This is a genomic window from Brevibacterium sp. CCUG 69071, assembly GCF_021023135.1.
GTDB lineage: Bacteria > Actinomycetota > Actinomycetes > Actinomycetales > Brevibacteriaceae > Brevibacterium.
This window is the reverse complement of sequence record NZ_PGFV01000006.1, coordinates 19,396-43,171: the sequence shown is the minus strand read 5'-3', so window position 1 is coordinate 43,171 and position 23,776 is coordinate 19,396. Positions and strand designations below refer to the sequence as shown.

Here is a 23,776-nt window from a genome sequence, read left to right as displayed (position 1 = left end):
GCTATCGTCTCGTTCGTTCTGTCTCTGATCCCACCGGCCCGAAGGACCACCTGCCATGACGGATCTCCGTCCCTCCACCTCGGCGCGCGCCGCCCGCACCCCGTTGGGCCGCCGCAATTTCCTCAGCCTCGGACTGGGATTGGGCACCCTCATCACCCTGAGCGCCTGCACGCCCACGGACACCGCACCCCTGGCCGACGGCCAGCCCGTCAAGGGAGGGGTGCTCACGTACTTCGAGCCGCAGACCTGGACCCTGCTCTATCCGCCCTCGGTCGGTTTCTATCCCAACGGCGGCATCATGAACAACATCTCCGCCCGCCTGCTGTGGCAGGACCCGGAGACCCTCGAACTCCACCCCTGGCTGGCCACCAAGCTGCCCGAGATCAACGCCGAGGCCACCGCATTCACCTTCACCCTGCGGCAGGGTGTGACCTACTCGGACGGTTCGCCGCTGACCCCTGAGAACGTGGCGAAGAACTTCGACCTGTTCGGCAAGGGCGACGAGGCCCGCACCCTGCCGGTGTCCGAACAGATCTCGAACTACGATCGAGCCGAAGTCCTCGACGAGCACCGGGTGCGCTTCCACTTCAGCGCCCCCTCCCCCGGATTCGCGCAGGCCACGTCGACGATGAACGCGGGCCTGCTCGCCGATTCCTCCCTCGACCTCGATGCCGAGGGCTTCGGCCCCGGAGGTGCCACGCAGATCCACACCTGCGGGCCCTTCCACATCACCGAAGAGACCATCGGCACGAAGCTCTCCGTCCGGGCCCGTGAGGACTACGACTGGGCACCGCCCCACCTCGACCATCAGGGACGGGCCCACCTCGACGGCATCGACTACCTCGTCAACAACGAATACTCGGTGCGCATCGGTGCCGTGCTCTCCGGCCAGGCCGATGGTGTCCGCGACGTCCAGGCCCCGGACGAACCACGGGTGACCGAACAGGGTCTGCGCCTCTACGCGAAGGCCACCAACGGCATCAACAACAGCATCAACTTCCGGTTCCGGCACGCACTCCTCGACGACATCGCCGTCAGACAGGCCCTCATCGCCGCGATCGACCGGCAGGAGATCGTCGACAAGCTCTTCACCCCCAACTACCCCCTGGCAACGGGACTGCTGGCCAAGGGCGCCATGGGGTACAACGACCAGTCGGGATCGTGGACCTACGATCCGACGACGGCCGACCGCCTCCTCGACGAGGCCGGATGGGGCGAGCGCAACGGACAGGGATACCGGGTCCGGGACGGGCAGGTGCTGGCGCTGAGTGTGAACATCGCCCTGCCGCAGCCGCGTTCGAACGAGGTCCAGACCCTCATCCAACAGCAGCTGCGCCGGGTCGGGGTGCGCCTGTCGATCAACCCCGGCGACCAGTCGAAGCAGACCCTCGACGCCCTCGACCTCGACACCGTGCAGATCTACCACTCGATGGTCGCCCGCGCCGACTACGACAATCTGCGGTCGAACTACTCCTCGGTCAACCGCGACGTGTTCCTCAACGGCGCCGACCGGGAGGACGCAGCCAATGACTCCATCGACCCGAAGGTCGACGAACTCCTCGACGCCCTCGCCGCCGAACCCGTGACCGAGAAGCGTCAGATCGCCGCGGAGAAGGTCCAGGACTACCTCGTCGAGAACGCCTATGTGCTGCCGTTCTTCGAAGAGCCCCAGGTCTTCGCGTTCCGGCGCCGCGTCCACGGCTTCGCCACCGAACCGGTCGGCCGTCCCGATTTCTACAGCACCTGGCTGGCAGGAGAGCAATGATCCTCGACATCCGCTATCTCGCCCTCCGCCTCGGCCAGGCGGTGCTCGTGCTGCTCCTCGCCTTCACCGCGGCCTTCATCCTGCTCAGCCTCATCCCCGGCGACGGCGTCACCGCCCGCTTCGCCGACCCGGCGCTGGGCCTGTCCCCCGATCAGATCGCCGAGATCCGCGAATCCACCGGTGCCGACGAATCGTGGATCAGCCGCTACTTCCTCAGCCTGGCGGGCTTCTTCACCGGGAACTTCGGCTTCTCCGTGCAGACCGGGGCGGCCGTGTCGACGATCGTCTCCGCGGCCCTGCCCTCGACGGCGGTGCTCGCACTCTCCGGGTTCCTCACCGCCCTGGTGCTCGCCGTGATCATCGCGGTGCTCGCCACCTTCGGGCCTGCGACCGGTCCTTTCGCGTGGATCCGCCGCGTCCTCGACTCGGTGCCCAGCCTGTTCATCTCGATCCCCGTGTTCTGGTTGGGCATCCTGCTCATCCAGGTCTTCTCCTTCCAGCTCGGCCTCGTCTCCGTCGTCGCCCCCGGCCCCACCGAGGCGCTCGTGCTGCCGACGCTGACCGTGGCGGTGCCGCTCTCGGCCCCGATCGCGCAGGTCCTCATCCGTTCGATCACCGAGGTCAAGGCCTCCGGCTTCGTCAAGGTCACCGCCGCCAAGGGGGCCTCCGAACTGTGGATCCTCATCCACGCGGTCGTCCGCAATGCGATCCTGCCGGGTCTGACGATCATCGGGCTCGTCTTCGGCGAACTCGTCGCCGGGGCCGTGGTCACCGAGACCGTGTTCGGCCGCAACGGCATCGGCCAGATCACCGCCCAGGCCGTGACCCACCGCGACAACCCGATCCTGCTCGCTGTGGTCTCACTCGCCACCTTCGCCTACGTCATCATCAACCTCATCGTCGACCTCCTCTACCCCGTCATCGACGTTCGTCTGCGCCGGCAGCCGAGCGCCGCCTCGGCGGGCAGGAAGAGCCACGACGCGAGCACCCGCCGAGCCCTGGGCACGACCGCCGGCAGCGTCGGCGTCGACCTCGGCTGGGCCGAGGACAAGGAGTCCGAGTCATGAGCCTCACCGATGTCTTCACCCGCACCCCGGGTGCCCGCCGACTCGGAGCCGGCCCGCGCCGAGGCGGCGGCACCGTGATCGGACCGGCCACCGTCATCTCGGCGCTGGTCCTGCTCATCGCGGTCGCCTGGGCCCTGTTCCCGGGTCTGTTCACCCACCACGATCCCAACGACGGCGGGGACACCGCGGCACTCCTCGCCCCGAGCCTCGAGCACTGGTTCGGCACCGACCAGACCGGTCGCGATGCCTTCTCCCGCGTCGTCTACGGAGCCTCGCAGTCGCTGCTCGCGGCCCTCGTCGCCGTCGGCGTCGGCCTCATCGTCGGCACCGCGATCGGACTCATCGCCGGCACCCGCCGCGGACTCGTCGACGATGTGCTCATGCGGCTCATCGACGTTCTCCTCTCGATCCCCGCGATCCTGCTCAGCCTCTCGATCGTCGTCGTCCTCGGCTTCGGCACCATCAATGCGGCCATCGCGGTCGGCGTCACCGCCATCGCCCAGTTCGCCCGCCTGTCCAGGTCGCAGGCGGTGAGCATCAACACCAGCGACTTCGTGGCCGCCGCCTACGGTTCGGGCGGAACCTTCGGCTCCGTGCTGATCCGCCACATCCTCCCGAACTCGATCTCTCCCGTGCTGTCCCTGGCGGTGCTGCAGATCGGTTCGGCGATCCTGCAGATCTCCACGCTCGGGTTCCTCGGCTACGGCACCCCGCCGCCGACCCCGGAATGGGGCCTCATCATCGCCGAAGGCCGCAACTTCGTGGCCACCGCCTGGTGGCTGACCGTGCTGCCCGGCCTCGTGGTCATGGCCATCGTCCTGGCCACCCACCAGATCGGCAACACCCTGCGAAAGGCGACATCATGAGCGATGTGACACCGCTGCTGCGCGTCTCCGGACTCACCGTCGACTACGCCCGCCGAGGCGGCACCTCCTCCCCCGCCGTCGCGGACCTCGACCTCGAGGTCCGGCCTTCGTCGATGACCGCCGTGGTCGGCGAATCCGGATCGGGGAAGTCGACGACGGCCAATGCCGCCATCGGACTCCTCCCCTCCTACGCGGCTGTCACGGCCGGGCAGATCCACCTCGGCGAGGTCGATCTGCTCTCGCTGGGGACGTCCGGCTGGAGGGGTGTGCGCGGCACCCAGATCGGGTACGTCCCGCAGGATCCGGGCACCTCGCTCAACCCCCTGCAGACGGTCGGGAAGTCCGTCGCCGAGGCGCTGCGGATCCACCGCCGTGCGAACCGGCACGAGGCCCGTGCCCAGGTCATCGAGCTGCTCGGCCAGGTGGGCATCGACCGGCCCGAGAAGCGCGTCGATCAGTTCCCGCACGAACTCTCCGGCGGGATACGCCAGCGCGTGCTCATCGCCTCCGCCATCGCCCTGCGTCCGCGTCTGCTCATCGCCGACGAACCGACCTCGGCGCTCGACGTGACCGTGCAGAAGCAGGTCCTCGACCTCCTCGACGAGCTGCGGGCCGAGACCGGGATGGGCGTCCTCTTCATCACCCACGATCTCGCGGTGGCCGGGGAGCGTGCCGACGAAGTCCTCGTCATGCAGTCCGGTCGCCTCGTCGAATCCGGGCCCGCCCGGCAGATCTTCTCCCGCCCGGCCACTGACTACACCTCGCGGCTGCTCGCCGATGCTCCGGCCCTGCAGACGCAGGCCCGACGGTCCCCCACCGGCGCCGAGGCGGTCGATCCCTCCGCACGCCCGTTCGTCGCGGTCGATTCGCTCACCCAGGTCTACGACCGCACAGGCGATCAGGTCATCGGCGTCGAGGACGTGTCCTTCACCATCGCCCGCGGCACCACTCACGGCATCGTCGGCGAATCCGGTTCGGGGAAGACGACGACGGGCAAGGCTCTGGCCGGGTTCCTCACCCCGCAGTCCGGGAGTCTGCGCGTCGGCGACTTCGATGCGGCCGAACTCGGCGGCGGGCGCTCTCGACTCCGGGAGTTCCGGCGCACGGTCCAGCTCGTCCACCAGAACCCCTATTCCGCGCTCGATCCGAAGCATTCGATCCGGGCGACGCTGACCGAACCGCTGCGCAACTTCCGCATCGGGGATCGGGCGTCTCGGCCGGGCATCGTGGCCGAGACCCTCGAGCGGGTGGCGCTGCCCAGTGAGTTCCTCGACCGGCGACCGGCCGAACTCTCCGGCGGACAGCTGCAGCGCGTGGCGATCGCCCGGGCGCTCATCGCCGGTCCCGAACTCGTCGTCTTCGACGAAGCGGTCTCGGCTCTCGATGTCACCGTGCAGGCGCAGATCCTCGACCTCCTCGATCAGCTGCAGACCGAATTGGGGCTGACCTATGTCTTCATCTCCCACGACCTCGCGGTGGTCCGTCAGATCGCTGATACGGTGTCGGTGATGTCCGGCGGTCGCCTGGTCGAGAACGGTCCCACCGAGGATCTCTTCGCCCACCCGCGCACCACCTACACCCGCACCCTCCTCGAGGCGATCCCCCGACCCATTGCGGCCGGCGCCGAGGAACCGAAGCCTTCGGCCCAGACCGCCTTGGCCACCGCAGAAAGCTGAGTTGATATGACGAGTCCTTCCACGTCCTCCGCCGGGCCGCGGCTCGGGTTCTTCACCCGCCTGCTCGAAGACGCCCCCGCCGCGCAGCGCTACCGCTTCGCCCTCGAGCAGATCGAGCAGGCCGAACGCTTCGGCTTCGACTCCGCCTGGATCGCCCAACACCACTTCTCGGCCGCCGAGGGTGGGCTGCCCTCGCCGCTGGTCTTCCTCTCCCATGCCGCTGCGCGCACGTCGCGGATTCGACTCGGCACGGCGATCATCACCCTGCCGATGGAGAACGCGGTGCGGGTGGCCGAGGATGCCGCCGTCACCGACCTCCTCTCCGCCGGTCGTCTCGAGATCGGCCTCGGATCGGGTGGGAACCCGAAGTCGTTCCCGGCCTTCGGCACGAGCTTCGAGGACCGCCGCGAGGTCTTCGCGGACAATCTCTCCACCCTGCGCACCCTGCTGGCCGGCCGTTCCCTGCCCACCGAGCATCTGCTCTACCCGGGCCCCGATGCCGATTCTTCGGCCACGCGCCCGGGTCTTGCCGAACGTCTGTGGCAGGCGACCTTCTCCTCCCGCGGATCCGCGGCCGCCGGTGCTGCCGGGGACGGACTCATGCTCTCCCGGACGCAGCCGCGGGACCAGAACGACACGGGTGCGTCCTTGGACGAGGTGCAGCTGCCGGTCATCGACGCCTACCTCTCGCAGCTGCCCGAGGGTGTGGCACCGCGGATCCTCGCCTCCCGCACGGCCGTGGTCGCCGATGCGGAGAACCTCGCCGAACTGCGGGCACTGACCGAACCGGCGCTGCGGGCCGAAGCGAATCGACTCGTCGGCTATGACACCTCGAACCTCAGCCTCGATGAGCTCCTCGTCGCCACCGACACGTATCTGGGCACCCCGGATGAGGTGGTCGAACGGCTCTCGGCCGACCGTGTGCTGGGCCGGGTCACCGATGTCAGCTTCCAGGTCCATTCGGTACCGGCGACCAACGAGGTCGCCCTGCGCTCGATCGAGCTGCTCGCCACCGAGGTGGCCCCGGCGCTCGGTCTGAGCCTGGCCGAAGGGCAGGTGGCCTGAGATGACGGACATCATCAACGCCCTGGCCGGAATCTCCGCCGGTGATCGCCTCGATGCCCTCCGCGACCACCGTCCGCAGGCCAAGGAGAATGCTCAGCTGAGCTTCGAGGCGCTGCTCGAACCCGAGGACGTCGGTTCCTTCCCCCACCGGGATCGTTACGCCGTGGCCGCATTCACGGCGGGCCTGCTGGGTGCGCCGGCGGCCGAGGAGTTCTACCGCGACCTGCTCCGCGATGAGGACGAAGCCGCCTCGTGGGCGGTCGCGGAGCTGCTCGACGAGGCGGTGCTCACCCTTGATTCCCGTGCCGCGGTGCGTGGGCCCTACGGTGTCTTCGAGTCAGCCGCACTGGCAGCGGAGAACGTCCCCGGGCCCTGGTTCGCAGCCGACCCGAAATCGACGGAGACCCTGGGCGACCGAGTGGTCGCAGGCCTCGAGTTCGCACATCTGCTCGTCCTCCACCCGCGGGATTCGCGGCCGGAGCATCTGGCGCTGCTCCTCGATGCGGGCTGGGACGAGGATGCGATCGTCACTCTCGCCCAGCTCGTGTCGTTCCTCAACTTCCAGATCCGCATCAGCACCGGACTGGCCGCACTCTCCCACGCTCCGGCCGCCACCGATGCCCCGGCCACGGACGCACCGCCGCAGGCAGGGCAGGCCGAGAGCGGAACCGGCACGGTCGACGGCCAGGGTGGGACCACCTCGGCGCGGGCGACCGAAGCCCTGACCACGGTCGGTGACCGTGTGAACACCTACCCCGGGCTCAATCGACCGCAGCTGTTCCGGCAGGCGGGTCTCGGCTGGGTGCCGTGGATCGCCCCCGTCGCCGAGGCGGACCTCAGCGAGGTCCAGCGCGAGGCCCTCATCGAGGCCGGGCGGGCGAAGAACCCGTACTTCCGTCTCCTCGCCAGGGATCCGGCGGCGCTGCGGGCACGGACCCTGACCGACCTCGACATCTTCTTCAACGTCACCGACGGTCTGGGTCGGGCCGAGCGGGAGCTCGCGGCGACCGCGGCCTCACGGCTGAACGGGTGCCTGTTCTGCGCCTCGATCCACTCCGATCGGGCGACCGCGGAGTCCGGTCGCGGGGAACTCGTGCAGAAGCTGCTCGATTCTGGGGTCGCGGAGCGCTCCGACCTCGGCGACCCTGTCTGGGACGCCGTGGTCGATGCGTCGGTCGCACTCACCCTGACCCCGCAGGCCTTCGGTCCCACGCACGTCTCGACGCTGCGGGAGGCGGGCCTCGGCGATGGGGACATCGTCGACGCTCTCAGCTGCGCGGCGTTCTTCAACTGGGCGAATCGGCTGATGCTCTCCCTGGGAGAGCCGGAGGTGCTGAGCACCCGCTGACCGGGTGGTCCCTCTGACCTCAGGCGACTGACCTCAGGCGACGTCCATGAGGGCGGAGCGGATGATGAAGCGGTTGCCCGTCGGTGATTCGACGCTGAAACCGCTGCCGCGTCCCGGGACGACGTCGATGGTCAGGTGCGTGTGCTTCCAGTATTCGAACTGTTCGGTCGACATCCAGAAGTCCAGTCCGGCCTTCTCGGTGCCGTCGATGGGCAGTTCGAAGTGTCCGAGAAGCACGTCGGCTTCGGAGGTGAGGAAGTCGCCTTCGGGGAAGCACATCGGTGAGGAACCGTCACAGCAGCCCCCGGACTGGTGGAACATCAGCTGTCCGTGTTTGGCGACCAGGTCGGCCAGCAGGTCGACCGTGGCCTGGGTCATCGCCACTCGGGACTTCTCCTCACCGTCGATCGTCGGTGTGGATTCGAGGGCTGCGGTGTCGGTTGAGTCGGTCATCAGAAGAATCCTTGTGCGTTCTCGGAGTAGCTGACCAGCAGGTTCTTCGTCTGCTGGTAGTGGTCGAGCATCATCTTGTGGTTCTCTCGTCCGATGCCCGAGGATTTGTATCCGCCGAAGGCGGCGTGTGCCGGGTAGGAGTGGTAGTTGTTGACCCACACGCGACCGGCTTGGATGTCGCGACCGGCCCGGTAGGCGGTGTTGCCGTTGCGTGCCCAGACTCCGGCGCCGAGGCCGTAGAGGGTGTCATTGGCCGTGGCGATCGCATTGTCGTAGTCGGAGAACGAGGTCAGGGCGACGACGGGTCCGAAGATCTCCTCTTGGAAGATCCGCATGGTGTTGCTGCCCTTGAAGATCGTCGGCTGGATGTAGTAGCCGCCGGCGAGGTCACCGTCGAGTTCGGCCTTGTCTCCGCCGATGAGCACCTCGGCACCTTCGTCCTTGCCGATCTGCAGGTAGGACATGATCTTCTCGTACTGGTCGTTCGAGGCCTGCGCACCGACCTGGGTGTCGGTGTCGAGCGGGTTGCCCTGCTTGACCGCGCGGACGCGTTCGATGCCGGCGGCGACGAAGTCGTCGAAGATCGATTCCTGGACCAGCGCCCGGGACGGGCAGGTGCAGACCTCACCTTGGTTGAGGGCGAACATGGCGAAGCCTTCGAGGGCCTTGTCCCGGAAGCTGTCATCGGCGGCGAGCACGTCCTCGAAGAAGATGTTCGGTGACTTGCCGCCGAGCTCCAAGGTCACCGGGATGATGTTCTGCGAGGCGTACTGCATGATCAGACGCCCGGTCGTGGTCTCACCGGTGAAGGCGATCTTGCGGATGCGCTTGTTCGAGGCCAGCGGCTTGCCGGCTTCGACGCCGAAGCCGTTGACGATGTTGAGGACACCGGGAGGCAGCAGATCGCCGATGAGTTCGGCGAGGACGAGGATCGAGGCCGGGGTCTGCTCGGCGGGTTTGAGGACGACGCAGTTGCCGGCGGCCAGGGCTGGGGCGAGTTTCCAGGTCGCCATGAGCAGGGGGAAGTTCCACGGGATGATCTGTCCGACCACGCCGAGCGGTTCGTGGAAGTGGTAGGCGACGGTGTCTTCGTCGATCTGCGAGATGCCGCCTTCCTGGGCCCGGATCGCCGAGGCGAAGTACCGGTAGTGGTCGACGGCCAGCGGCAAGTCGGCGGCGAGAGGTTCGCGGATTCCCTTGCCGTTGTCCCAGGTCTCGGCGACGGCGAGCATCTCGAGGTTCTCTTCGATGCGGTCGGCGATCTTGAGGAGGATGTTCGCGCGTTCCGTCGTCGAGGTCTTGCCCCAGGAGGGGGCTGCGGCCCAGGCGGCGTCGAGAGCGGTTTCGATGTCTTCGGCGGTGGAGCTGGGGATCTCGGTGAATGCCTGGCCGGTGACGGGGGTGATGTTCTCGAAGTAGTTGCCGTTCTTCGGCGGCACCCACTCCCCGCCGATGTAGTTCTCGTAACGCGGTTTGAACGTGACGAGAGAACCTTCGGTACCAGGTGCTGAGTAGACTGCCATGACACTCCTTCGTGTGAGTCCATCCACCCCGTGTCACATGCTGTTTCGCGTGCTGCCTCCGGTCTCGGTCGACCGTGCGGAGCGGATGTGTCCGTGTTCTCTCACCCTAAGCCGCAGAGTCTGCGTGGACAATAGCTGTCACTGCTTCGTGATGGAGTTGGGAGGGGTGGCTCACCCTTCGACGATGGTGCCGCTGGCGGGCAGTGATTCGCCGAATCGAATCGGCACAGCAGCTGCGCGCGAGATGTCGAGAGCGTCGATCGCCTGGACATGCAGATGCGGTTCGGTGTTGTTGCCGGAGTTGCCGCACCGGCCGATCTCGTCGCCGATCCGCACATCCCCTCCTGGCGAGACCTGAGCACTGCCCCGTTGAAGATGGCACAGGGCGACGATTCCGCGGGTGGTCCTGATCATGACGTGATTGCCGGCGAGCGCGAGCCATCCGGCGTCGACACGCCTGCGTTGGGTCAGCGCATAGCCGAGCGAGGGCAGGCCACGGTAGGCAGGATGATCGGGCGCGGAGTCGTGGACGGCCACGACAGTGCCCTCGGCCGGGGCAAGAACGGCGCGGCCGAATCCGACGAACTTCTCCGGAGGTTCCGGACGAATCAGTGATTGGAGACCGAATGCGGCCGATCGTCCCGAGTCATCGACCGGCACGAAATCGATCGCATACGAGCTCGCGAACCGGACCGTCCCGTGGCTCGGCACACGATCGGCGGGACTGTTCTGAACCAACCACCGCCCGGTGAAGGGGTAGGCAAGTTCGAGTGGGTCAGTCGCCATCTTCGCTGTCGCTTTCCGCGGTCGGTCGAATTGCTGCGGCGAGAAGCATCTCACGCAGCTGTTCCAGCGAGTCGAGTTTCACGTCCGCGAGCTCCGTTTCGGGCCGGTGCCGGTGAATATGCGCCCACGGTCCTCTGATCAGGAACGCTGTGCGCATGCCCACCGAGCTTGCCGGCACGATGTCGTTGTCGAGTCGATCTCCGACATAGAGGATCTCTTCCGCAGAAACGCTCGCTGCCGAAATCACTCGGGCGAAGAACTCCTTCGAGGGCTTCTGCGCTCCCCAATCGTTCGAGGAGGCGATGAAGTCGACGTCGAATCCCAACGAGCTCAGGGATGAGTCGAGTCCAGCAGGCTGATTGCCGGCGATTCCGACGATCTTCTCCGTTGATCGCGCCGTCTCGATGCAGGCGATCGCGTCGGAGTAGAGATCGGCAGGCCCGATACGAGGTGACTCCCGAGGAGCTTGCGCGCTGAACTCCGTCCAGATTAGTCGGTGGTCTTCCCCTCGTTCGATGAGTGCCCCAAGCATGGCGAAGAATGACAGCGGTGTGACACCGGCGTGTTCCGCCTGATCGGTCCACAGACGAGTTTCATCGACGAGGGTCTCACCGACGTCGAAGACGATGGCGCGAATGTTTCTCAGCCATTCAGTCACGGCTTCTCCTCCGATGAGTTGTCGAGTATTCGAACATGTCACGGCGTTCACCGCCGATCTCCTTGTGCCCCGTGAGAAATCGCTCCCGCAGGTATCCGGATCGCTCGGCGGTGCGGAGAGATGCAACATTCCAGGGTTCGATGAACAGATCGATTCGTTTCACTTGAGGAATCGACAGGCCGAAATTCGTCAAGGCAGTGAGTGCATCTGCGGCATATCCGTGTCGCCTTTCGGACGGCACAATGGCGTACCCAGCGGTCCCGCGTCCCTCGTCGATCTCTGTCAACCAGAGGCCGCAGTGTCCGATCGCCCGATCATCGGATCGGCGCGCGATCGCAAAGGAGAAGCCACTACCTTCTGCATGCCGGCCCTGCTGTCTCCGTACCCACGCCAGGGCCTCCTCCGCGGTGGCATCTCCCGGCAGCGAACCGGTCAACGGCACATAGGGATCCGTGGACAGTTCCTGCGCCATCGCGACATCACGGACCTCGACCGGACGCAACTGAATCGCCCCTTGCTCCGGACGGACCTGGGGCCAGTGCGGCAGCGTCATTCCAGAGTCTTGACCATAATCAGGCAGGGAGTGCGTTCGCCCCATAGGTCTGTCTCCTCCAAAGGAATGAACCCCATCTTCTCGTAGAAGTACCGCGTACGACCATAGTTCAGGTCGGGGTGCGAGGGACCCAATGTCTTCACCTGCAGCAGTTTGGCTCCCCTTTGTCGGAGATCGGCACAGATCGACTGCAGCATCGCGGTGCCGACGCCTGTCCCGTGGGCAGATCGATCGACCACGGTGAAGTGGACCTCTGACGATCGACGGAAATGGTGAGAGATGAGAGTGACGCCGATAACCTGTCCGGTATCGTTTCTCACCGTCCATGTCTCCATGCTGCGAGCAGCATCGACGTATTCAGCATTGGACTGAGGGCGGCCGAACCACTCGGGCACCGTCAGAAGCAGACGCTCGACCTCATCGGGAACGTGAACGTCACGGACCGCACTCCATTGTGTCTGTGTCATTCCACCGATCCTAACCCGGCGTCGACCGGACGATGTCCGCGATCGCCACCGCCGCCTCGGCGCCGGTCACGAGTCTTGGTACCCTCAACTCATGCGCGACATCGACAACCCGACCCTGCGGCTGATCCCCTATCTCCTGGCGATCTCCGTCACGGTCTTCGCCACGCTGTCCGTGATCGGGACCGGTGAGTCCAACCTGCTCGTCACCTTGGTCGTCGCTGTCATCGGCTACTTCGGCACCTACTACCTCTGCCGATTCATCATCGGCTTCATCGTCCGCAAGTCACGCGGACGCGACTCCCAATAGTCACGACTCCGACTAGCCAGGAGCTTCCTCAGAAGCCAGAAGTTTCTTCCGCAGAAAACCGTTCTGCCACAACCTCAGCCTTGAACCCTGCGGCATTCTCCAGCCAACCGGCATAGTGTTCTCCGCCGCCCGCATGCGGGTAGCGATCGTGATAGAGAGGAAGCCATCCGTGGTTCGTTGCATCCGTCATGATCGAGTCCACATTCGAGGGACTGCCTGCTTCGAAGGCAAGATGGTTCATTCCCGGCCTCCGTCGATCGTGGGCCTGTGCGCTCATGTTCGGGGATGTCGTCAGAGTCAGATAAGTCCCGCCGGCGGCCCAAGACTGCCCCTGTGTCCAGGTGCTCTCAAGGGTGAAGCCGAGGCGGTCCAACAGCCACCCCCAGTCCCGTGCAGCTTCGTCGATATCGGGGACCCACACCTCAACGTGATGAAAACCAACCATCGGACGATTCTGCCAGACGCCCAAATTCAATTGAGGATTCCAGAGACCCAATTGTTGTTGAATGCTGAGATGCACCAGTCGACGAGCCCCTTAGTTCCGGCCCCGCTAGCCCTACCTCTTGTCCTGTGCAGGCACGACGACCTTGCGGATGACGATCAGCCCCGAGGCGGCCACCGGCACGGCGACCACGGCACCGAGCACTCCACCCAGGGTGCCGCCGGCGATCGCGGCGATGATGACCAGCGCACCGGGCACGTCGACGGCCTTATTCATGATGCGCGGGCTGAGCAGGTACGCCTCGACCTGCATGTAGACGAGGTAGTAGATGCCCGCGGCGATGCCCAGCCCCGGCGAGACCATCAGGCACGATGCCGTGATGATGATCGCACCGGTGATCGGACCGACGAGCGGGATGAGCGAGGCGAGGAACGCGACGAAGGCGAGCAGCGCCGGCAGGGGCGCACCGATGATGGTGAGGAAGATCGCCGAGCACACGCCGTTGACGATGCCCAGGGACACCTGCCCGAGGACGTAGCGTCCGATGGATCGGGTGACCTCCTCGGTGACGGATTCCACGGTCGGACGTGAAGTTGCCGCGACCAGCGAGATCATCGCCGCCTTGATCGTCGGCATGGTCACGGCGAAGTAGATGGTAAGGATGACGACGATGATCACACCGGTGATGAAGCTGAGGATCCCCGCCCCGATCGACACCACACCGCCGCCCAACGACAGGACGTTCTGCGGATCGGAGACCCAGTCGCTGATGCTCGCGAAGATCGCGTCGAGGTCGACGGCACCGGTGAACCGCTGCTCGAGATCGGTCACCCACCCGGTGGTCGCGAGGTCCGCGACGATGTCCGGCAGGTCGTCGATGAACTGCTGGATCTGACTGATCACGGCCGGAGCGATGAGCAGCACCGCCCCGGCGACGATGGCGATGAACGCGAACACGACGAGGATGACGGCCAGGGACCGTGAGAGCTTGCGCTCGGTCAGCCACAGCACGATCGGTTCGAGCCCGAGTGCGAGGAAGAGGGCCAGACCGATGTAGATGATGACGGTGGCCACGGACTGCAGGGCCATGATCAGGCCGATGGCCAGTCCCACGCCGAGGGTGCCGGTGAAGCCGACCCTGAACGCGCTGTTGAGTGAGAGGGACGCCCCCTGACCTGTGCCCATGGCCTCCAGTGTAGTCAGCGTTCATGCACGCCGAGGTCGACACACGTTAGGATCGTGGGCGAGAACCCATACGTGAAGAAAGTGGTACGTCGAGAATGAGCTCCGATCCGAACAGCATCGATGTCTGGGAGACCTTCCTCGACCCGCAGGGCGACTATTCTCTCCCCGATTTCTCCCAGGTCACCCCCGAATCGATGCTGAGCGCGGTGCACACAGCCACCGACTACGCCCGCGCCGAGGTGGCCGCGATCATCGCCGACGACACCGAGGTGACGTTCTTCTCCACCACGGTCCGCTTCGAATCCGCCACCGTGCCGATGTCGCGGATCACCTCGGTACTCAACGCCATCGAATCGAACCACTTCCGTCCCGAACTCCACGAGGCCTTCGCCGAGGCGCGGGACCTGCTGTCGGCGACCGAGACCGCGATTCTGCTCGACGTCGACCTCTTCCACCGCATCGAACAGGTCCACGTCACCGACCTCAACCCCGAGGACAAACGGCAGCAGGAGCTCACCGTCGACCGCTTCGTCCGGGCGGGAGCCCGCCTCGGCGAGGAGGAACGCGAGCAGATGACGACGATCGCCGCCGAACTCACCACCCTCGCGACCTCCTTCTCCCGGGCTCTGCAGACGGATACGCAGGAACTCGCCGTCCACCTCAGCGATGCCGAGCAGCTTGTGGGTCTGAGCGAGGACCAGATCGCCGCCGCAGCCGCCCGCGCAGCCGAACGCGGACTCGACGGCTTCCTGCTCACCCTGAACAACTTCACCCAGCAGCTCGCCCTCGGCTCCCTCGAAGTCGCGCAGACCCGCCGCCACGTGCTCAGCAACTCCACCGCCCGCGGATCCCGCGGCGGGGAAGGCGACACCCGCACCCAGGTCGCCGACACCACCGCCCTGCGCGCACTGCAGGCGATGCTGCTCGGCTACCCCTCCTACTCCTCCTATGCGATCGACAACCAGACCGCCGGCAACCCCGATGCCGCCGCGGACATCGTGTCCTCCCTCATCGCCCCGGCCAATGCCCAGCTCGATGCGGAACTGGCCACGGTGAAGGAGCGCTACGGCCTCGACGACGTCCCCGCCTCCGACGTCAAGTACTACCTGACGAAGTTCCAGCACGACGAGTACGGCATCGACCCCGACGAGGTGGCCAAGTACTTCGAATTCGACACCGTGCTGACCGAGGGCGTCTTCCGGGCCGCCACCGGACTCTACGGAATCACCTTCGCCCCACGCGAGGGCATCATCGGCTGGCACGAGGACGTCCGCGCCTTCGAGGTCACCGACGCCAACGAACGCCCCCTGGGGCTCGTGCTCCTCGACCCCTACTCACGAGACACCAAACGCGGCGGCGCCTGGATGGACGAACTCGTCCCCTCCTCCCGGCTGACCGGACACCTGCCCGTCGTCACCCTCTCACTCAACCTCGCGAAGCCGGGACCGGGCCGACCCACCCTGCTCAACCCGACCGAGCTGACCACCCTCTTCCACGAATTCGGCCATGTCCTCCACGGCCTGTTCGCGAACTCGACCTACCCCTCGACCGCCGGCACCTCGGTGCCGCGCGACTATGTCGAATTCCCCTCCCAGCTCAACGAGATGTGGGCCTTCCACCCGCAGGTGCTCCCCCACTTCGCCAAACACGTCGACACCGGTGAGCCGATGCCCGCGACACTCGTCGACGCCCTCATCGAATCCGAGAAGTTCGGGCAGGGCTTCTCCACCATCGAATACCTCGCCGCCGCGATGCTCGACCTGTCCTGGCATTCGCTCGAGGCCGGAGAGCACATCACCGACGTCCTGTCCTTCGAATCCGAGGTCCTCGCCGCCGCCGGGTTCTCCCCGCTCGTGCCTCCGCGCTACCGCACTCCATACTTCGGGCACATCTTCGCCTCCGGGTACGCCGCCGGCTACTACTCCTACCTCTACTCCGAGGTCATCGCGGCCTGGGTCAGCGAATGGTTCGAGAACCAGGGCGGACTCAACCGGGAGGCCGGCGATGCCTTCCGCGAAGCCATCCTCGCCCCCGGCTACTCGGTGGATCCGATGAGTGCGATCGAGAAGTTCTTCGGCACCCGCCCCGATGTCGCTCCCCTGCTGCGCCGTCGCGGGCTGGCCGAACCGGTGGCCGATGCCGAGCCCGAACCCGACGTCGAATCCGAGCCCGAGCCGACGACCGCCTCGGCGGCTGAGGCACCCGACCCGCACCCCAACCACGAGAAGGTCGCGACCGCACTCGAGGCCGCGGGCATCGAACCCCGGATCGAACTGTTCGCCGATGCCACCCCGACAGCAGCCTCGGCGGCGGCAGAGCTCGGAGTCGAGGTCGGGGCGATCGCGAACAGCCTGATCTTCTCCGCCGACGGCGAACCCGTCCTCATCATGGCCTCCGGAGCCCACCGCGTGGACACCGACCATGTCGCGAAGCTCATCGGCGTGGACTCTCTCGATCGCGCCGACAAGGACTTCGTCCGCTCAGCCACCGGCCAGGTCATCGGCGGCGTCGCCCCCTGCGGGCACCCGCAGGCGATCCCGACCTATGTCGATGTCACCCTGGCCGCGCACCCCGTGCTCTGGGCGGGCGCGGGGACGCCGAATTCGATGATGCCGCTGACGTACTCGCAGCTGCTCGCGGTGACGAACGGGAAGGAGATCACCGTTGTCGCCGACGACGCCTGAATCCGAGTCTGGACGGCCGGGTCGTGCAGACGACCCGGCGGATGACCTCCCGACCAACCGCCTCGCGGCCTTCGCATCCTCCCGGGGCCGCTACTACGCGGTGTTCCTCGCCGTCTTCGCCGCGGTGCTCATCATCTCCAACATCTCCGCGACGAAGGTCATCGGCTTCGGCCCCATCGTCACCGACGGCGGAGCGTTCCTCTTCCCCATCGCCTACATCCTCGGCGACGTGATCAGCGAGGTCTACGGCTTCAAGGCCGCCCGCAAGGCCGTGATCACCGGTTTCGGTCTGCAGATCCTCGCGACCTTCGTCTTCTGGCTCGTCCTCATCTCACCTCCGGGGCCGGGGTATGAGAACCAGGACGCCTTCGCCGCGGTCCTCGGCTTCTACCCGCGCATCGTCGCGGCCTCCCTGGTCGGCTATTTCGTCGGCCAGCTGCTCAACTCCTGGGTGCTCGTGGCCGTGAAGAAGCGGATGGGCGAATCGAAGCTGTGGGTCCGCCTGCTCACCTCGACCGGTGTCGGGGAGTTCGTCGATACCCTGCTCTTCTGCATCATCGCCTTCGCCGGAGTCATCCCGGGCCTCGACTTCATCAACTACATCATCGTCGGCTTCGTCTACAAGGTCGCCGTCGAAGTCATCCTCATGCCGGTGACCTACCGCGTGATCAAGATCGTCAAGAAGCACGAACCCAGCTACGATCTGCCCGCCGACGCGAGTCGATAGGCGCGCCGGGCCGGCTGACCGCTGTGACTCGAGGTATCCATTGACGTATCGGCGACTGTCCACAGTGCCGGGTGTCGGTACGCGCGCCTCAGTCCACGCGAATCTCGAAAACATCGTCACCCGAGACGATGTTTTCGAGCTAAGTGTTGACTGAGCGAACCGTCGGCCGCGCACACCCGCGCAGAACATGCGCGGCACCGCGGTGGCCTTGTGATGCCGCGCGTGAACGGCGACAACGGGGTACTCTCAGGCGTAGTAGCGGCCGAGGACCTCGGTCTCGAGTTCGGTGAAGCGGCCGTCGATCATCGCCTGCCGGATCTCGGCGACCATGGAGACGACGAAGTGCTCGTTGTGGATCGTGCACAGCGTGGAGAAGAGCATCTCCTTGGCCTTGTAGAGGTGGCGCAGATAGGCCCGCGAATAGTTCTGGCACGTGTAGCACGAGCAGTCCGGGTCGAGGGGACCGAAGTCGCGCCGGTACTTCGCGCCGGTGAGGTTGTAGCGGCCGTCGCGGGTGTAGATCGCGGCGTTCCGGGCCACGCGTGAGGGCGAGACGCAGTCGAAGGTGTCAGCACCGGTCTTGATCGCCTCGAACAGGTCATCGGGTTCCGAGATCCCCAGCAGGTGCCGGGGCTTGTTCTCCGGCAGCTCTTCGCACACCCAGCGGATGATGATGCCGAGGTTCTCCTTCTCCAGCGCCCCGCCGATGCCGTAGCCGTCGAAGTCCATGGAGCCTAAGTCCCGGGCGGCCTTCCGCCGCAGGTCCTCGTACTGCGCACCCTGGAGGACTCCGAAGAGCGCCTGGTAGGGGCGGTGCGAGCGCTGTGCGGTCAGCCGCTGGTGCTCCTCGATACACCGGATCGCCCACAGCCGGGTCCGCTCCAGCGATTCCTCCTGGTAGCCGCGGGTGTTGACGAGCGTGGTGAGCTCGTCGAAGGCGAACATGATGTCGGCGCCGAGTTCGTGCTGGACGCCCATCGAGATCTCCGGGGTGAACCGGTGCATCGACCCGTCGAGGTGGGATTTGAACGTCACCCCGTCGTCGTCGACGTTCGACAGCCGCTCCTTGCCCACGGCCACGAGCTCATCGTTCTGCTCGCCTGTCGACTCCATCGAGATGACCTTCTTGAATCCCGAGCCCAGGCTCATCACCTGGAAGCCGCCGGAATCGGTGAATGTCGGTCCGGGCCAGTTCATGAACTTCCCCAGCCCGCCGGCCTCGTCGATGAGATCGGATCCGGGCTGGAGGTAGAGGTGGTAGGCATTGGCGAGCACCGCCTGCCCGCCGAGTTCGGCGACCTCGTCGGGGCGGACCGCCTTGACCGTGGCCTTGGTGCCGACCGGGATGAACGCCGGTGTCTGGATGTCCCCGTGCGGGGTGTGGATGACGCCGGTGCGTCCGCCGGTGTCGAGCCGGGTGCCGACCTCGAATCCGAATCGGGAACGGTCGTTGACCCCCACCTCGGCGTCGGGGGCTGTCTCAGATGCTGCAGGGGATTCGAATGGGCTCACCGGACAAGTTTAACTGGGACCATGACCGAGACCTTCACCGAGACGCTCGAGCACGCACTCGACACCGGCACGCCCATCGTCATCGACGGCGGGCTGGGCACCGCACTGGAGAGCCGCGGCGTCGACCTCGGCCATGAGCTGTGGTCGGCCGACCTGCTCCGCGATGACCCCGACACCATCGCCGAGGTGCACGCCGCCTTCATCCGCGCCGGTGCCCGAATCGTCACGACCGCGAGCTACCAGGCCACCCCCCTCGGCTTCACGCGGGCCGGCATCGATGCCGCCGCGGGCCGCGGACTCATCACCAGAAGCGTCGAGGTCGCTCGCTCCGCCGCGGGCGGCGAAGCCCTCGTCGCGGGCTCCATCGGCCCCTACGGTGCCGCACTCGGCGACGGTTCCGAATACACCGGCGACTACCGCCTCTCAGAGGCCGAGTTCGCCGACTTCCACCGTCCCCGCATCGAGGCTCTCGCCGAAGCGGGAGTCGACCTGCTCGCGATCGAGACGCAGCCGCGCATCGACGAGATCCTGGTCCTCGGCCGGCTCGCCGCCGAGTACGGGCTTCCCGCGTGGCTGAGTGTGACGCTGGCCGGTGACGGGACCCACCTGCCGGACGGATCGGCCCTGGCGGATCTCGCCGAGGCGGCGTCCACCTCGGCGAGCATCGAGGCGATCGGCGTCAACTGCGTCCGTCCGGGCCTGGTCACCCCGGCGCTGCGCGAGCTCGGCGCACACACGGATCTGCCGCTCATCGCCTACCCGAACTCGGGCGAGCGCTACGACGCCGAAGCCATGACCTGGCAGGACAGCAACGGGGCGGGAGTCGGCTCCTGGCCCGTCGACGAATGGACGGAGACCGGAGCGCTGTTCATCGGCGGCTGCTGCCGGACCACGCCGGACCACATCGCGGCCCTGGCCTCGGGGATCGGCCGAGGCTGAAAGCTCAGCTCAGTTCAGCTCACGTGCTCCGGGTAGTGCCTCTGCGCGACATTGGGATGTGAGCGCAGGCGGGAGAGGAACGCGTTCTCCCCGTACACCGAGTGCAGCGCGTCGAGTTCGTCCACGGAGACTCCGCGCGCCTTCTCGGCCAATTCCGCGGGCAGGTCGACGGGAGGCAGCTGCGAGCTCAGTGCGGGGTTGTAGAAGAACGGGATGGAGATCCGGTCCTCGCCGGGACGGGTCGGCAGCACCCGGTGGACCGTGGCCTTGAGGTAGCCGTTCGTGGCGACCTCGAGGAGTTTGCCGATGTTGACGACGAAGGCGTTCTCGATCGGGTCGGCGTCGATCCAACCGTCATCGGTCTGGACCTGCAGGCCTGTGGTTCCCGGCTGCGGGTAGAGCAGGGTGAGCGTTCCGCCGTCACGGTGCTCGCCGACTCCCTGTGTCACGGCATCGTCCTCGGCGGCGGGATAGCGGACGATCTTGATGAACGATTCGGGGTCGTTCGCGAACGCCGAGGCGAAGTGGTCGGCCTCCTGTCCGAGGCTGAGCGCCCACTGGCCGAGCAGCCGATTCCCGACCTCGGTCAGCTGAGCATGCCAAGAGTCCGTGGCCTCCCGCAGTTCGGGCAGTGCGGCCGGGTACTGATTGGGGCCGGTGAGGTTGTCGAAGTCGTGGACCGGTTCAGCCACGGGGTCACGTTCGGGTCCGATGTCGATCTGCTCGCGCCAGTCGACCTTCCCCCGGGTGCGTTCCCCGCCGGTGCGGGTGTAGCCGCGGAAGTGAGGCGAGTTCGTGTTCTCGATCGCCAGCTTCTCCTCCTCCGGGAGGGCGAAGAACCGCTCGGCCACCTCGATGATGCGGGAGAATTCGGCGTCGGGGATGCCGTGCCCGACGAGGTAGAAGAATCCGATCTCGTGAGTGATGCGGGCCAGGTCGGCACGAAATGCCTCGGCCGTAGCGGGGTCCTCGGCGCGGCTGAGGTCGAGGATGGGCAACTGTGTGAGAGTCATGTCACAGACGATAGACCGCCGAGGCGAAGCGATGCCCTTGGCCGGTCATCGTGCGCAACACGGCGTCATACGGGGTCGCCGCCGGGTGGTCTCAGCCGAGCATCTTCCCCGGGTTGAGGATGCCGAGGGGATCCACGGCCTCCTTGAGGCTGACCTGCAGCAGCCGGGCTCCCTCGTCGAGCTCGCGGACCAGCCAGTCGCGTTTGAGGTAACCCACCCCATGCTCACCGGTGATCGTGCCACCCAGGTCGAGACCCAGCTGCATGATCGACGCGAACACCTCCCGCGCCTCGGCGACCTGGGCCTCATCTGAGGCATCGAAGAGCACGCTCGGGTGCATGTTCCCGTCCCCGGCATGACCGGCCGTGGCCACCTCGACCCCGGCCTCGGCGTCGATGGCGGCGAGACTCTCGAAGAACTCCCCCAGCCGGGAGCGCGGAATGCACACATCATCGATGAGCTCTCCCCCGCCGAGGCTGTTCGCATACTTCTCCATCGCCGGCGACACCGCCCGCCTGGCCGCCACGAGCATCTCGGAGTCGGCCGGATCATCCGAGAAGAACACCTCATCGGCCCCTTGAGCCTCCGCGATGGTCTTGAACGCCTCGAGCTCGGCGACACCGCCGGCACCTGGAGCATCCGACTGGACCAGCAGCAGGGCACCGGCGCCGTCGGGCAGACCGAAGTCCCCGTAGGCGTTGAGCATGCCCACGGTCGGACCGTCGATGAGTTCGAGCAGGGACGGGGCCGCCCCGCTCGACATGAACTCGGTGACCGTGTGTCCGGCGGCGGCCATCGACGGGAAGATCCCCACCCCGGTGATCGGAGGGCTCAACAGCGGCTTGAGTCCCAGGGTGATCTCGACGATGACGCCCAGGGTCCCCTCGGAGCCGATGAACAGGGAGGCCATGTCGAGGCCGGCCACGCCCTTCGCGGTGACCCGGCCCAACCGGGTCAGGGTTCCGTCGGGGAGGACGACAGTCAGCGAGCGCACGTAGTCCTTCGTCACCCCGTACTTCACACAGCACATGCCCCCGGCGTTCGTGGCGACATTGCCGCCGATCGTCGAGATCGCCACCGATCCCGGATCCGGCGGATACGACAGACCGTGTTCGGCCAGGGCCGATTTGAGGTCCTGGTTGATGACACCGGGTTCGACGGTGCAGGTCTGATTGACCGGGTCGATGTCGAGGATCTCATTCAGGCCCGCCACGTTGAGCAGCAGACAGCCGTCGACGGCGTTGGCCGCCCCGGACAATCCCGTCCGCGCCCCCTGCGTGACCACGGGGATCCGATGCTCGGTGGCGAAGCGCATCACCGACACGACGTCGTCGACCGAGCGCGCCCTGACCAGCGCCGAGGCGGTCCCGGCCGGGCAGAACAGGGCCTTGTCGGCCGCGTGGGCGGCGATGACATCAGCGTCGGTCACGAGTGCCCCGGGGCTCAGCCGTGCCGACAGGTCGTCTGGATTCATGCCTGCGCGGACCGGTCCCGGCGCTCGGCGGCGAAGGTCGCCGCCACCGTGCGCACCCGGTCGAGTGCCTCGTCTGGGCCGATGCTGATCCGCACGCCTCCGGTGAGTCGGCGGATCGCCACGGCCACCTCGGCGCAGGCCCCTTCGAAGGCCACGGCCTCCTCGGGGTCGAGGGCCACCCACACGTAGTTGCCTTCGGAATCGGGGACGTCGAAGCCGAGTTCGCGCAGATCTGCGGCGAAGCGGTCGCGGTCGGCCGCCACCTGCTTGGCCCGGACGAGGACCTCTCCGACCCTCCCGAGGGACTCCGCGGCCGCGGCCTGGGCGACGGCGGTGACGCTGAAGGGGGCGATGACCTGCCGCAGGGCGGTCGCGATCGTCTCATCGGCGACTCCGTAGCCGACCCGCAGACCGGCCAGCCCGTGGGCCTTGGAGAAGGTCCGCACGAGGACGAGGTTCGGGTGCTTCCGGTAGGCGGCCAGACCGTCGACTGCCTCGGCGCCGGTGGCGAATTCGAAGTACGCCTCGTCGAGGGCGACGATGACGTCGGCGGGCACCTCGGCGAGGAAGCCGTCGAGTTCCTCGGTCGTGATCGCCGGTCCGGTGGGGTTGTTCGGTGAGCACAGGAGGACCAGCCCGGTGGTCTGGTCGATCTCGGAGAGCAGCCCCTGGAAGTCGTGGCGGCCGTCGGGCAGGGTCGGCACGGCCCGCTTCTCGGCTCCCCGCGCCGCGGCAAGGATCGGGTACATCTCGAACGAGGGCCAGGGGTAGACGACCGAAGTCCCCGCTTCGAGCGTGATGTTCGTCAGCGCCGAGAGCACCTCCGAGGCGCCGGCACCGGGCACCACCTCCGCGGGCTCCACGCCGAGGTGGTCGGCGAGATCCGCGACGAGCTTCGTCGACTTCGGGTCGGGATAGTTCGCGGGGATCTGTCCGCCGTCGGTGACCGCGTCGAGGACACCCGGCAGCGGCGGCAGGTGGTTCTCGTTCGAGGACAGTTTGAACGGGGTCAGGCCGGGTGCCTGCACGGGAGGTTTGCCCGGGACATAGGGCGGGAACTGGCTGAGGGCCTCGCGAAGACGGAATCGATTCGACATGTGCCCATAGTTGCATACCTTGTGGCGGCCGACACAGGGTGTCCGCGCAAAAGGTCCGAACGGCCGGAATTCGAGTCGCCGACGGGACGCATGCCGGTTGTGAGCTTGCTCGCACGGGCCGTCCGTCACCCCTCCCCGGGTTATCGGTTCGCCGCGGCCGGAGAGTAGT

The 23,776-nt window shown here is 66.7% G+C and carries 22 protein-coding genes; 10 read left to right on the top strand and 12 right to left on the bottom strand.

Annotation, left to right across the window (positions count from 1 at the left end; genetic code table 11):
* Window positions 1–55: 55 nt before the first annotated feature.
* The 6 genes from CV023_RS15390 to CV023_RS15365 are packed head-to-tail and all read left to right on the top strand — an operon-like array spanning window position 56 to window position 7,787.
* Window positions 56–1,765 (top strand): TIGR04028 family ABC transporter substrate-binding protein, encoded by a 1,710-nt coding sequence (locus CV023_RS15390; protein WP_230747351.1) that lies wholly within the window; start codon window positions 56–58, stop codon window positions 1,763–1,765.
* On the top strand, window positions 1,762–2,832 hold the full coding sequence (locus CV023_RS15385; RefSeq protein WP_230747349.1) for an ABC transporter permease: 1,071 nt from the start codon (window positions 1,762–1,764) through the stop codon (window positions 2,830–2,832). The genes CV023_RS15390 and CV023_RS15385 overlap by 4 nt, the downstream gene beginning before the upstream one ends.
* Window positions 2,829–3,698: an ABC transporter permease gene (locus tag CV023_RS15380; RefSeq protein WP_230747347.1), complete on the top strand. Its 870-nt coding sequence runs from the start codon at window positions 2,829–2,831 to the stop codon at window positions 3,696–3,698. The genes CV023_RS15385 and CV023_RS15380 overlap by 4 nt, the downstream gene beginning before the upstream one ends.
* On the top strand, window positions 3,695–5,374 hold the full coding sequence (locus CV023_RS15375; protein WP_230747345.1) for a dipeptide ABC transporter ATP-binding protein: 1,680 nt from the start codon (window positions 3,695–3,697) through the stop codon (window positions 5,372–5,374). Before CV023_RS15380 ends, CV023_RS15375 begins: the two co-directional genes overlap by 4 nt.
* A 6-nt stretch (window positions 5,375–5,380) precedes the next feature.
* Window positions 5,381–6,439: a putative FMN-dependent luciferase-like monooxygenase gene (locus CV023_RS15370; protein ID WP_230747343.1), complete on the top strand. Its 1,059-nt coding sequence runs from the start codon at window positions 5,381–5,383 to the stop codon at window positions 6,437–6,439.
* 1 nt (window position 6,440) lies between these two features.
* Window positions 6,441–7,787 carry an alkylhydroperoxidase domain protein gene (locus tag CV023_RS15365; protein ID WP_230747341.1) on the top strand — a complete coding sequence of 449 codons (1,347 nt, stop codon included), beginning with the start codon at window positions 6,441–6,443 and terminating at the stop codon, window positions 7,785–7,787.
* A gap of 33 nt (window positions 7,788–7,820) precedes the next feature.
* Here CV023_RS15365 and CV023_RS15360 read toward each other — a convergent pair whose 3' ends face one another.
* From CV023_RS15360 to CV023_RS15335, 6 genes are all read right to left on the bottom strand, one after another.
* The gene (locus CV023_RS15360; protein WP_230747340.1) at window positions 7,821–8,240 is read right to left on the bottom strand and encodes a DUF779 domain-containing protein; all 420 of its coding nucleotides are present in this window, start codon (window positions 8,238–8,240) and stop codon (window positions 7,821–7,823) included.
* The gene (exaC, locus tag CV023_RS15355) at window positions 8,240–9,763 is read right to left on the bottom strand and encodes an acetaldehyde dehydrogenase ExaC (protein ID WP_230747338.1); all 1,524 of its coding nucleotides are present in this window, start codon (window positions 9,761–9,763) and stop codon (window positions 8,240–8,242) included. Before exaC ends, CV023_RS15360 begins: the two co-directional genes overlap by 1 nt.
* A 171-nt stretch (window positions 9,764–9,934) precedes the next feature.
* The gene (locus CV023_RS15350) at window positions 9,935–10,549 is read right to left on the bottom strand and encodes a M23 family metallopeptidase (protein ID WP_230747330.1); all 615 of its coding nucleotides are present in this window, start codon (window positions 10,547–10,549) and stop codon (window positions 9,935–9,937) included.
* Window positions 10,539–11,207 carry an HAD family hydrolase gene (locus tag CV023_RS15345; RefSeq protein WP_230747327.1) on the bottom strand — a complete coding sequence of 223 codons (669 nt, stop codon included), beginning with the start codon at window positions 11,205–11,207 and terminating at the stop codon, window positions 10,539–10,541. The genes CV023_RS15350 and CV023_RS15345 overlap by 11 nt, the downstream gene beginning before the upstream one ends.
* Window positions 11,200–11,760 (bottom strand): GNAT family N-acetyltransferase, encoded by a 561-nt coding sequence (locus tag CV023_RS15340; RefSeq protein WP_230747325.1) that lies wholly within the window; start codon window positions 11,758–11,760, stop codon window positions 11,200–11,202. The genes CV023_RS15345 and CV023_RS15340 overlap by 8 nt, the downstream gene beginning before the upstream one ends.
* A complete protein-coding gene (locus CV023_RS15335; protein WP_230747323.1) occupies window positions 11,757–12,155 on the bottom strand; it encodes a GNAT family N-acetyltransferase in 399 nt (132 codons plus the stop codon). Before CV023_RS15335 ends, CV023_RS15340 begins: the two co-directional genes overlap by 4 nt.
* Window positions 12,156–12,318: 163 nt before the next feature.
* Between CV023_RS15335 and CV023_RS15330 the strand changes: the two genes are divergently transcribed.
* On the top strand, window positions 12,319–12,534 hold the full coding sequence (locus CV023_RS15330; protein ID WP_230747320.1) for a hypothetical protein: 216 nt from the start codon (window positions 12,319–12,321) through the stop codon (window positions 12,532–12,534).
* 28 nt (window positions 12,535–12,562) lie between these two features.
* Here the strand turns inward: CV023_RS15330 and CV023_RS15325 are convergent, their stop codons facing one another.
* Together CV023_RS15325 and CV023_RS15320 are read right to left on the bottom strand one after the other, a co-directional pair.
* A complete protein-coding gene (locus CV023_RS15325; RefSeq protein ID WP_230747741.1) occupies window positions 12,563–12,979 on the bottom strand; it encodes a VOC family protein in 417 nt (138 codons plus the stop codon).
* 111 nt (window positions 12,980–13,090) lie between these two features.
* Window positions 13,091–14,161, bottom strand: coding sequence for an AI-2E family transporter (locus CV023_RS15320; RefSeq protein WP_230747318.1), 1,071 nt, complete (start codon window positions 14,159–14,161; stop codon window positions 13,091–13,093).
* Window positions 14,162–14,256: 95 nt separating this feature from the next.
* On the opposite strand from CV023_RS15320, the gene CV023_RS15315 reads away from it, so the two are divergent.
* Both CV023_RS15315 and CV023_RS15310 read left to right on the top strand, forming a co-directional pair.
* Entirely contained in the window at window positions 14,257–16,845 is a 2,589-nt protein-coding gene (locus tag CV023_RS15315) for a M3 family metallopeptidase (RefSeq protein ID WP_230747317.1), read from the top strand.
* The gene (locus tag CV023_RS15310) at window positions 16,826–17,572 is read left to right on the top strand and encodes a queuosine precursor transporter (RefSeq protein WP_230747313.1); all 747 of its coding nucleotides are present in this window, start codon (window positions 16,826–16,828) and stop codon (window positions 17,570–17,572) included. The genes CV023_RS15315 and CV023_RS15310 overlap by 20 nt, the downstream gene beginning before the upstream one ends.
* Window positions 17,573–17,818: 246 nt before the next feature.
* Here CV023_RS15310 and tgt read toward each other — a convergent pair whose 3' ends face one another.
* A complete protein-coding gene (tgt, locus tag CV023_RS15305) occupies window positions 17,819–19,084 on the bottom strand; it encodes a tRNA guanosine(34) transglycosylase Tgt (RefSeq protein WP_230747309.1) in 1,266 nt (421 codons plus the stop codon).
* A gap of 21 nt (window positions 19,085–19,105) precedes the next feature.
* On the opposite strand from tgt, the gene mmuM reads away from it, so the two are divergent.
* On the top strand, window positions 19,106–20,023 hold the full coding sequence (gene mmuM / locus CV023_RS15300; RefSeq protein WP_230747306.1) for a homocysteine S-methyltransferase: 918 nt from the start codon (window positions 19,106–19,108) through the stop codon (window positions 20,021–20,023).
* A gap of 14 nt (window positions 20,024–20,037) precedes the next feature.
* Here mmuM and CV023_RS15295 read toward each other — a convergent pair whose 3' ends face one another.
* From CV023_RS15295 to CV023_RS15285, 3 genes are all read right to left on the bottom strand, one after another.
* Window positions 20,038–21,036 (bottom strand): isopenicillin N synthase family dioxygenase, encoded by a 999-nt coding sequence (locus CV023_RS15295; protein ID WP_230747298.1) that lies wholly within the window; start codon window positions 21,034–21,036, stop codon window positions 20,038–20,040.
* A gap of 91 nt (window positions 21,037–21,127) precedes the next feature.
* On the bottom strand, window positions 21,128–22,510 hold the full coding sequence (locus CV023_RS15290; RefSeq protein WP_230747297.1) for an FAD-binding oxidoreductase: 1,383 nt from the start codon (window positions 22,508–22,510) through the stop codon (window positions 21,128–21,130).
* Window positions 22,507–23,607, bottom strand: coding sequence for an aminotransferase class I/II-fold pyridoxal phosphate-dependent enzyme (locus CV023_RS15285; RefSeq protein WP_230747293.1), 1,101 nt, complete (start codon window positions 23,605–23,607; stop codon window positions 22,507–22,509). Before CV023_RS15285 ends, CV023_RS15290 begins: the two co-directional genes overlap by 4 nt.
* Between the last annotated feature and the right edge of the window lie 169 nt (window positions 23,608–23,776).